Origin of the sequence: Phormidium sp. CCY1219 (assembly GCF_035615515.1) — a bacterium.
In the GTDB taxonomy this organism is placed as follows: Bacteria; Cyanobacteriota; Cyanobacteriia; order Cyanobacteriales; family Laspinemataceae; genus CCY1219.
This window is the reverse complement of the sequence record NZ_JAJENT010000318.1, coordinates 1-9,630: the sequence shown is the minus strand read 5'-3', so window position 1 is coordinate 9,630 and position 9,630 is coordinate 1. Positions and strand designations below refer to the sequence as shown.

5 protein-coding genes are annotated in these 9,630 nt (G+C 52.5%); 4 read left to right on the top strand and 1 reads right to left on the bottom strand.

All coding sequences use genetic code 11. The features are described from left to right. Positions 1-223: 223 nt before the first annotated feature. The gene (gene rlmD, locus LKK83_RS05400; RefSeq protein WP_324629902.1) at positions 224-1,639 is read right to left on the bottom strand and encodes a 23S rRNA (uracil(1939)-C(5))-methyltransferase RlmD; all 1,416 of its coding nucleotides are present in this window, start codon (positions 1,637-1,639) and stop codon (positions 224-226) included. A 91-nt stretch (positions 1,640-1,730) separates the two neighbouring features. Here rlmD and LKK83_RS05395 point away from each other — a divergent pair, with 91 nt between their 5' ends. The 4 genes from LKK83_RS05395 to recJ all read left to right on the top strand — a co-directional run bounded on the left by LKK83_RS05395 (position 1,731) and on the right by recJ (position 9,596). Further along, positions 1,731-2,216, top strand: coding sequence for an allophycocyanin subunit alpha-B (locus LKK83_RS05395; RefSeq protein WP_324629900.1), 486 nt, complete (start codon positions 1,731-1,733; stop codon positions 2,214-2,216). Positions 2,217-3,010: 794 nt separating this feature from the next. Then, entirely contained in the window at positions 3,011-4,444 is a 1,434-nt protein-coding gene (locus tag LKK83_RS05390) for a DUF1565 domain-containing protein (protein WP_324629899.1), read from the top strand. A gap of 198 nt (positions 4,445-4,642) precedes the next feature. Continuing rightward, positions 4,643-6,898, top strand: coding sequence for a DUF1565 domain-containing protein (locus LKK83_RS05385; protein WP_324629898.1), 2,256 nt, complete (start codon positions 4,643-4,645; stop codon positions 6,896-6,898). Between the two features lie 313 nt (positions 6,899-7,211). Then, positions 7,212-9,596: a single-stranded-DNA-specific exonuclease RecJ gene (recJ, locus tag LKK83_RS05380; protein WP_324629897.1), complete on the top strand. Its 2,385-nt coding sequence runs from the start codon at positions 7,212-7,214 to the stop codon at positions 9,594-9,596. The last annotated feature ends 34 nt before the right edge of the window (positions 9,597-9,630 follow it).

Here is a 9,630-nt window from a genome sequence, read left to right as displayed (position 1 = left end):
TCGTAGGGCTTAGGCTGGTCAGCTACCTAAAGTCAGGGGCTAGAAGCCCCGTCTCTTTAGAGCGGGGTGCTGACTTGCCCTCGTGCTAACAATTCAATCTTGACAAATCAACCCTCTTGTTGTCAGTGTAGATATCCCCCCGATTTCGGCTGTGAAACTTCTACCTAGGGCTTTCCGCTGACCAGTGACCAATGACCAATGACTAATGACTAATGACTAATGACTAATGACCCCTTTCCCGAACTAAGAACGCTGCAGCTTCTACGTGAGCGGTTTGGGGGAAGAAATCGGCGGGTTGGACGCGAGTCAGATGATAGCTGCCGGTTTGGCAGAGGATTTTCAAATCTCGGGCGAGGGTGGCGCTTTTGCAACTGACGTAAACGATGCGCTGGGGTTGGAGTTCGAGGAGGGTATCGAGGACGGCGCGATCGCAGCCTTTGCGCGGCGGATCCAGGAGGGCGATGTCCGGTTTTTCTCCGGGGGCGAGTCCCCAGGTTTCCCACTGCGGCAGTAATTCTTCTACTTTTCCATCATAAAATGCCACATTTGTCAAGTCATTTAACCGGGCATTTTCGCGGGCTTGTTCTACTGCGGCGGGGTTGATTTCCAATCCGTATGCCTGTTTGACTCGTTTGGCGAGGGGCAAGGTCAAGGTGCCAATCCCGCAGTAGGCATCCACCAGGATTTCATTCCCCTGCAAGTCCAATTCGGCGATAATTTCGTGCAATAGCGCTTCGGCGGTTTCGGTATTCACCTGAAAGAAGGTGTCGGAGGCGAGGCGCAACTGCACGCCAGCAAATTCTTCGAGTAAAAACCCTTTGCCGGCAATACAGCGGGTGCGATCGCCTAAAATCCGATTGGTGCGGGTCGGATTGCAATTCAAACAGACCCCTACCAGTTGCGGATATCGCTGCAGCCATTCTCTCGCTACCGCCTCGATGCCCGGTAATTCCCAATCCGTCACCACCAGGGTGAGCAAAATTTCCCCGGTGCGGCGACCAATTTGCAGCGACAGGTGGCGCAGTTGTCCCTGATGGGTTTTTTCTCGATAAATGGGCCATCCGCGCTGCTGAATGTCTTGTTTGATTTCTGCCAGCAAGGGGTTTAAGTGCGGATCTTGCACCGGGCATTGATTTAAGTTCACCAGCTTGTGGCTGCTTTTTTGGTAGTAACCGGCTTGTACTTTGCCGGTGGGGGAGATGCCGAGGGGATAGGTGGCTTTGTTGCGATAGCCAAATGGTTCCCGGGCGCTGAGGACTGGATCCACGGGAGGGTCGGGAATGCCGCCAATGCGGGCGATCGCATGGGTGACTACATTCTGTTTGGCTTCCAGTTGCTTCTCGTAGGCGACGCTTTGCCACTGACAGCCGCCGCATTTATCGGCGACGATGCACTGGGGACGCACCCGGTGGGGAGAGGGGGCGAGCAGTTCGTGCAGTTTGGCGGTGGCGTAGGTGGGCTTGACGCGCACCAGTCGCGCGGCGATGCGATCGCCGGGTACGCTGTCGGGGATGAATACCACCCGCCCCTCCACTCGCCCCACACCATCTCCACTATCGCTTAAATCTTCTACCTTCAGTTCGATTAAATTTCCCTGTTGCCACCCCTGTCTCTCTCTGCGGGAGGCACTTTTTTCCATTTCGATCCCACTCACCGCACAAACCTCTCTTTATTGTGTACCCCTGACTCGCTAAACTACATTAGATGGATATCCCAACTTTTGCAAAACCATGAGTGTAGTTAGCCAAGTTATTCTCAAAGCCGATGACGAACTCCGTTATCCGACGAACGGAGAACTTAACACTATAACACAATTTTTTCAAACCGGCGAGCAGCGGGTGCGAATTGCCACCACTCTAGCCGAGAATGAGAAAAAAATTGTGGAGCAAGCCAGCAAGCAACTGTGGCAAAAGCGCCCGGATTTTATCTCTCCGGGTGGCAATGCTTACGGGCAGCGTCAGCGCGCTCAGTGCCTCCGCGATTTCGGCTGGTACTTGCGTCTGGCGACTTACGGGCTGCTCGCCGGCGACAAGGAACCGATTGAAAAAATCGGCATCATTGGCGCTCGGGAAATGTACAATGCGCTCAACGTTCCCCTTCCGGGAATGGCTGAGTCCATGCGCTGTCTCAAGGAAGCCTCTTTGGCATTACTCAGCGAAGATGATGCGGCTGAAGCGGCCCCTTACTTTGACTATATGGTTCAGGCAATGTCCTAAATTTGCCTAGACTGTTGCTGTTTGTCTGACTCGCAGCGGATAAGTTTGGGTGCCTTGGGTTCTTCTTGCTTATCCGCTACGAGTCTTAAAATTTTTCTAAAATTTCATATTAATCATTCGCAATACCCGAGAGAACACCCTGGCGAGTGAGTAATGTTACGCAGGGATGGTGAGGGGAGTCAAACCGTAGGGTGCGTGACCCCGCGCATCCCATCGGGGGTCAAATCCCGAAATCCGATGGCGGGGTCACGCACCGATTCGGGGGGGAGGCGGAGTCTATTAATTTCTAAATCTTGTTTCAAAAACGGTTTACAAACGGGCACAACTATGGTATATCGCCGTTAAATCTTTTGAGAGAAAGAGCGATCGCCTTTAGGACACAAACCGAACATAAACGCCCTATCGGGGAAACTACGGTAGTGGGATTTTCGCTTAACATAATTTAAAAATAAAAAAGCAATGGTATGGGAACTTAAAGGGCGATCGCTCAGTCGGGAAGGGTAACTTCTTGTCGTTAATTTTATAGTTGACGGAAAGGACAGCGATTGCCGATAATTTGGGTGAACGAATCTTCGGCGAGTCAAAGCAAAACATTGACCTTGCTTTTTTTTGGTGGATAAATCAAAAAAATTTCCGGAAATTTGATAAAAAAGTGGCTTATTTAGACGACAAGTCACTTGAGGGTTACAAATGACACGATCGCTGCGGTTAAATTCTCGTCTCGGGTTGAGGCGAGGATTGGAGGCGCGATCGTCATAATCAACAGTTTGCGGTGTATGAATAAGAGCTAAATTATGAACAAACTCACCTATCCAATTTTACTAACAACCCTAGCTTTAGTGAGTGTTTCGGGTATTACCTTATCCGGGGAAAGACCGTGGCGAGATAGCAGCAAAACACTGGCGCAACTAACCACGAGAACAGAAGCGATCGCCCAGCAGCGGATTCTATACGTGGATCCGAAGCGCGGGACCGATTCTGCGAGTGCTGGAACTCAAGCGGGCAATCCTTTGCGAACCATTACCGCCGCCATCGAGCGATCGCAACCCGGAACCGTAATTCAACTTGCCCCCGGACGATACAATGCTGGCGAAAACTTCCCCTTAAAACTCAAATCCGGCGTAGCGCTCAAAGGCGATGAATCCAACAAAGGCGAAAACGTAATTATCACCGGCGGCGACTCTCACTTAAGCCGAATTTGGGCTAGTCAAAATATTACTATATTAGCCGAAAATAACAGCCAAATTCTCGGCGTTACGGTAACAAATCCCAATCCGTTTGGCACGGGTATTTGGATTGAAAATGCCACAGTCACGGTTCAAAACAGTACCTTTATTAACAACAACAGAGAGGGAATTTTCGTTTCGGGAACGGCCAAACCCCTCATCGAAAGCAGTCAATTTATGTACAATGGCGGGAATGGAATTTCCGTGACTCGGGAAGCAAGGGGAGAGATTCGCGGGAATCTGTTTCAAGATACGGGATTTGGCCTTGCGATCGGGCATGATTCCGCGCCGGTGGTGGCACAAAATCAGATTCGACAAAATCGCGTGGGGGTGGTGGTGACGCAAGCGGCCCGTCCGGTTTTGCAGGGAAATACGATTGAAAATAACACCGATTATGGACTGGTGGCGATCGCCCAATCCGCCCCACAAATCGCCTCGAACAATACCTTTCGCGGGAACGAAAGAGAAAACCAATTAATTGCCCGATCGCCCCAAGGAATTCCGCCCACGCCGGAAGAACCCCAAAGCACAGACCGCGCCTATTTTACCTGCGAACCCTATGGAAGTAGCTACGCCACTGTCGCCCAACAGGGATATGCTTCTATTCCCCAAGCGATGATTGTTTGGAATAGTTATGAATTCGACGCGCCAGAAACCCGCTGTCAAGAAGTGACGGAAAAACTAAATCAAATGGTCTCTTCCTATGGCGGACAATTAGAAAATATGCTGTTTGCTACCGGCAGAGTCAATAACAATAAAGTGGTTTGCTTGGTGCGGGATTTGCAAGAAAGTTGTCAGCCTAGTAATATGTTGTTCAACTTAAGCGGATATAATGCTAGCAATCCGGCAGAAGTGTTGCGACGACTGGTGGCATTTAGCGTCCAAGGAAAGGGAAATCCGGTGCAAGAATTTGGCGAAGAAGCGATCGCACCTTTAGAAGCAGTAGCGCAAGGATTGCGCCCGGAATTGGGATTGTGGTTTGTCAATGCCAGCACTCGATAAGCACTGGGAATTGGCGGGCACCAGTTGTGGCATTGTCTGGTTGCCAGGGCGCGGGAATTCCTGCGCCCTTTTGCCTGGAAATAGGGGTCAATCGGGCTAAATATAGATTCGACGATAATCAATCGGAATTTCGCAACTTCTCGGGGGTTGGTTGCTCCATTCATATACTAAAATGCGGTAATATAACAGGAGGAAACCATGATTTTTTCAGATAGATTATCGGTCTGTCTGACGGGTGTAACTACAGCATTAGTCATCGTTTTACCCACAGCAGCAGAAGCGATCGCCTTGACTCAGGGAGAAATTAACGCCGTCGCCTCCCAGGTTTCGGTATTGATTAGTCCGAATTTAACCCAGCGCGGGGATTCCCTGATTATTGAAGGTGAAAAAACCGGCAGTGGGGTTTTGGTGGCGCGCAATGGGAATACCTATTACGTACTCACCGCTTTGCATGTTATCGCGAAAAAAGGCGGGGTTCACGCGATCGCCACTCCCGACGGAATGGTGCATTATGTGGATGCGCGGGCAAATAGCCCAGATATCATTCCCTTGGGGAACTTAACCGGGGAACTGGGACAGGCGATCGCCGGATTGGACTTGGCCCTGTTGCGATTTGAAAGCGATCGCCGCTATCCCGTGGCGCGCATCGCCTCTCAACCGGTGCAACCTGGGGAAACCATCTACGTCAGCGGGTGGCCCAATCCCGAGGATTTGCGCCAAAGAACCCGCGATCGCCTTCTCGCCGAAGGGGCGATCGCGCAAATCGTCAGTCCTCCCTCTCCCGACGGCAATTATAGCTTGTTATATACAAGCGATACCCAAAGCGGCATGAGCGGCGGTCCGATTTTCAACGCCAATGGCGAATTAATCGGCATTCACGGGCGGGGACGCGGCGCGGAAAACAACTGCAGCGACGACCCGCAATTAAACGCTAACCATAGCTGCGGCATGAAAATTATCGACTTTCTCGCACAAGCGCAGGTCAATAGTCTCGGATTGTCCTTTAGAAATGGTATCGATTACGCCACCATTCAAGAAGGATTGAGCGATCGCGCCGCCACCGATCGCATCCAGTCCAATCCGCAACCCCCCGCGCCCTCACCTGCGCCCTCACCTGCGCCCTCACCCGCCCCCTCACCCGCCCCCTCACCCTCTACCTCGGTACTCGCCACCGCCGAGACGATATACTATATCAACCCCCAAACCGGCACCAACGCCGCCACCGCCGGCAAAACTCCAGAAAACCCCTTTCGCAGCATTTCTTATGCCATCCAAGGTGCGAGACCCGGAACCGTCATTTACCTCGCCCCGGGAGAATACAGCTTGCGAGAAACCTTCCCGATTAAACTCAATCCCGGCGTCATTTTAATCGGCGACGAAACTACCCAAGGACAAGGCATTGTGATTCGCGGCGGCGGGTTTGCTTCCACCCGCACTGCAGCGCGACAAAATTATACCATTTTGGCCGGCCCGGAGAGTCAAATTTTAGGCGTAACGATTACCAATCCCGAAAAAGATGGCACCGGCATTTGGGTAGAAGATTCCACCACTACCACGATTCGCAATAATACCTTTCGCGACAATACTCGCGAAGGCATTGCAATCGGCGGGTATGCTTCTCCAATTATCGAAAAAAACTTGTTTGAAAATCCTTCAGGCAATGGTATTTCTGCAACGCAAAATGCCACCGGCGAAATTCGCGGGAATGACTTTCACAATAGCCGAATTGGATTGGCGATCGCCGGCGATGCTGCCCCCAATATCCAAGATAATCACATTCGTGCCAATCGCACTGGCGTAATCGTCACTGAATCCGCGACGCCAAACTTGCAGGGAAATATTATCGAAAATAACCGCAATTATGGTATCTTGACAATGGCAGCAGCGCAACCTACTGTGGCGGCAAATAACGTATTTCGCGACAATATTATCAGCGATCGCCTGATAGCGCGCACCCAAAATTGGGGACTGGCAAATTCCGGCATTCAAGGAAATTCTACTCGGTTTGGTTGTTTGGAATACGATGGGGGTTTGGCCACCTTTGCCCAAATAGGCAATACCTCAATTCCGCAACCGATTATTAATTGGAACAATACCGAATTTGAATCCGCATTGAACCGCTGTAAATTGGTGACGCCCAGCTTAAATCGCATCCTCACTTTACATGGCGGCGGCCTGTCCGCAATGACGATCGCTACCGGACGACTTAACAATAACAATGCTTTGTGCTTGTTAAACGATAACCAAGGCATTTGTAGCGAGGATAATGTGCTATTTTATCTCACTGATTCCGAACAGCGCAACCCTGCCGAAGTGCTAGCCAGTTTGGTACAATTTAACGCCGTAGAAGGACGGGGCAATCCCCTGCAAGAAGTGAGCAACGGCGCGATCGCTCCCTTAAGCTTTTTCGCCGATCGCTTGCAACCCGAACCGGGATTGTGGTTTGCGGATTAGTTATTGGTTATTTGTCATTTGTCATTTGTCCTTGGTTATTGGTTGGGGGTTGTTGGTTGGGGGTTGTTGGTTGGAAAAAGGCCCTGCAGCGGATCGGGGTGTAAGCTCACAGAACGAAACCCGCCTACAGGGGCTATTTTGGCCAATCTACCAGCTTTTTATGCCAGGATTGGGGATAGCAAATGACAAATGACAAATGACCATTGACCATTGACCAATGACAAATGACCATTGACAAATGACAAATGACCATTAATAGTCCGATCGCTGGTACCATAAAAATCTAAGGTCCAACAACCACTCCCAAACGCCTATGGTACCGCTTACGGACATCCGCTTGCCCAACCAACGGTGGAAAATTTATCCGCAACAGCCACAAGAGGCATCGGAATTGGCGCAAACGACAGATTTGCCGCCGATTTTGGCGCAAGTGCTGCTGAATCGCGGCATCGATACGCCGGAGTTGGCGCGGGGATTTTTAGATCCCGATTCCCTGACCATGCCTTCGCCGATGGAGGACTTTCCCCAGTTGTCGGAAAGTGTGAAACTGCTGGAGAATGCGATCGCGGCGGGGGAAAAAATTGCCATCTGTGGAGACTACGATGCGGATGGGATGACCAGTACGGCGCTGCTGATGCGGGCGCTGCGGGCGTTGGGGGGGAATGTGGACTATGCGATTCCCAGTCGGATGCAGGAAGGATATGGCATCAACGAGCGAATCGTGCGAGAATTCCACGCAGAAGGGGTCAAAATTATTTTAACCGTGGATAACGGGATTGCGGCACATAAACCCCTGGCCCTGGCGAAAGCGTTGGGGGTGAAGGTCATCGTCACGGACCACCACGAAGTGCCCGAAACCCTCCCGCCGGCGAGTGCGATTTTAAATCCGAAACTGATTCGGGAGGATTCCCCCTATCGTGGGGTGGCGGGGGTAGGGGTGGCCTATATTTTGGCGGTGTCTCTGGCGCAACAGTTATGCAAGGCGAAAGCGCTGATTAAACCCTTGCGCGAATTGCTCACCCTGGGCACGATCGCCGATTTAGCGCCTCTGACGGGCATCAATCGCCGCTGGGTGAAACGGGGGTTGCGCCAGTTACCGGATTCGCAACTAACTGGGGTACAGGCGTTAATTCAGGTGTCTCGGGCCAGCAGCAGCGGTTCCGGTGGGGGAAAGGCGATGAAACCGGACGAAATCGGGTTTCGCCTCGGACCGCGCATTAATGCGGTGGGGCGAATTGGCGATCCGCAGGTGGTTATCGAATTGCTGACTACGGAGGATGCGGGGATTGCGTTGGAACGGGCCATGCAATGCGAACAAATCAATCAACAGCGCAAGCAGATGTGCGAGGATATCGAGGCGGAGGCGATCGCCTGGGTGGAAGACCGCCAGATCGATTTACAGTGCGATCGCGTGTTGGTGGTAGTCAACCCAGACTGGCATCATGGGGTAATCGGTATCGTCGCCTCTCGTCTGGTGGAACGATACGGGGTACCGGTATTTATCGGCACTTATGAAGATGACGCGGGCCAGCACATTCGCGGATCGGCGCGGGGAATTCCGGAGTTTCACGTGTTTGAGGCGTTGCAATTTTGCGATGATTTGCTGGGGAAATATGGCGGACATCGCGCCGCCGGCGGATTTTCCCTGAGTGGGAGCAATTTGCAGGCATTTCGCGATCGCCTGCGGGAATTTGCCAATCGCTGTTTGCAGGTGCATCACCTAAAACCCCTCGTGGAAATCGATGCCCTCGCCCCGTTCGATCGCCTGGATTTGCAGTTGTATCGCGACATCGACCTGCTGCATCCCTGCGGTATCGAAAACCCACCCCCGGTATTTTGGACGCCGAATGTGGAAGTGGTGGAACAGCGGATTGTGGGAAAAGGCCATTTGAAACTCACCTTCGCCGCCCCCAGCGAATCCGGTCCGCGTCGCCTGCGGGCGATCGCTTGGCGCTGGGGCGAGTATTTTCCCCTCCCGCCTCGGGTGGATGTGGCCTATAAGTTGCGGGAAAATACCTGGAAGGACCGCACTACCCTGGAATTGGAAGTGGTGGGTCTGCGTCCCCCTAGCGGCGAAAGTGCGGACTCTCCCACCGCCCCGATGCCTCGGGAAACTCTTCCCCAGATGCCCACACCCCCTGCAGTCTCTCTGTGGATACCGCCCTCTCCCCCTGTCACCGCCCAACCGGAATGGTTGTCCGGGATTATTCCCCTGGAAACCTTGGTGAGTCAGTTGCAAGGGCGGGTGTTGCTTTATGGCGGGTCGCAACCTGAGCTAGAAGTGCCCGCCAATTGCGAACTCGAATCGGGGATTCCCCGCCAACCCTGCGATACCTTTGTGCTGTGGACTCTCCCCCCCTCGGGCACCCACATGCAATGGTTGCTGGCTAAAGGTGCCCCACGTCAAGTGTATGTCTACCATCAGTTACCGCCATTACCTACCCCCAGTAAATTGCGATCGCACCTGCAACGGGCGATCGAGCAAACTGGGGATAAACCGCTCAATCTGCTCAAACTCGGTCAGGAATTATGGGTCGCGCCCAGTACCCTGCTGGCCGCATTGCGCGAATTTGGCTATCCTTGCCCCCAGTTTCCCTCCACCCAATCCCTCGATCGCGAATTGGAACGTCTTTATCGCTGGTATGCCTGCTCTGCAGCGCAATTAGCCAAAATTAATTGGGCAATGCCCTTTCATTAATTGAATTGGGGGGAATTTTCTCTCTCCCCTTGCC

Excerpts from the sequence above, each read along its gene's own strand:
- recJ (WP_324629897.1), top strand. The coding sequence starts at position 7,212 with ATGGTACCGCTTACGGACATCCGCTTGCCCAACCAACGGTGGAAAATT.
- LKK83_RS05390 (WP_324629899.1), top strand. The coding sequence starts at position 3,011 with ATGAACAAACTCACCTATCCAATTTTACTAACAACCCTAGCTTTAGTG.
- LKK83_RS05385 (WP_324629898.1), top strand. The coding sequence starts at position 4,643 with ATGATTTTTTCAGATAGATTATCGGTCTGTCTGACGGGTGTAACTACA.
- LKK83_RS05395 (WP_324629900.1), top strand. The coding sequence starts at position 1,731 with ATGAGTGTAGTTAGCCAAGTTATTCTCAAAGCCGATGACGAACTCCGT.
- rlmD (WP_324629902.1), bottom strand. The coding sequence starts at position 1,639 with ATGGAAAAAAGTGCCTCCCGCAGAGAGAGACAGGGGTGGCAACAGGGA.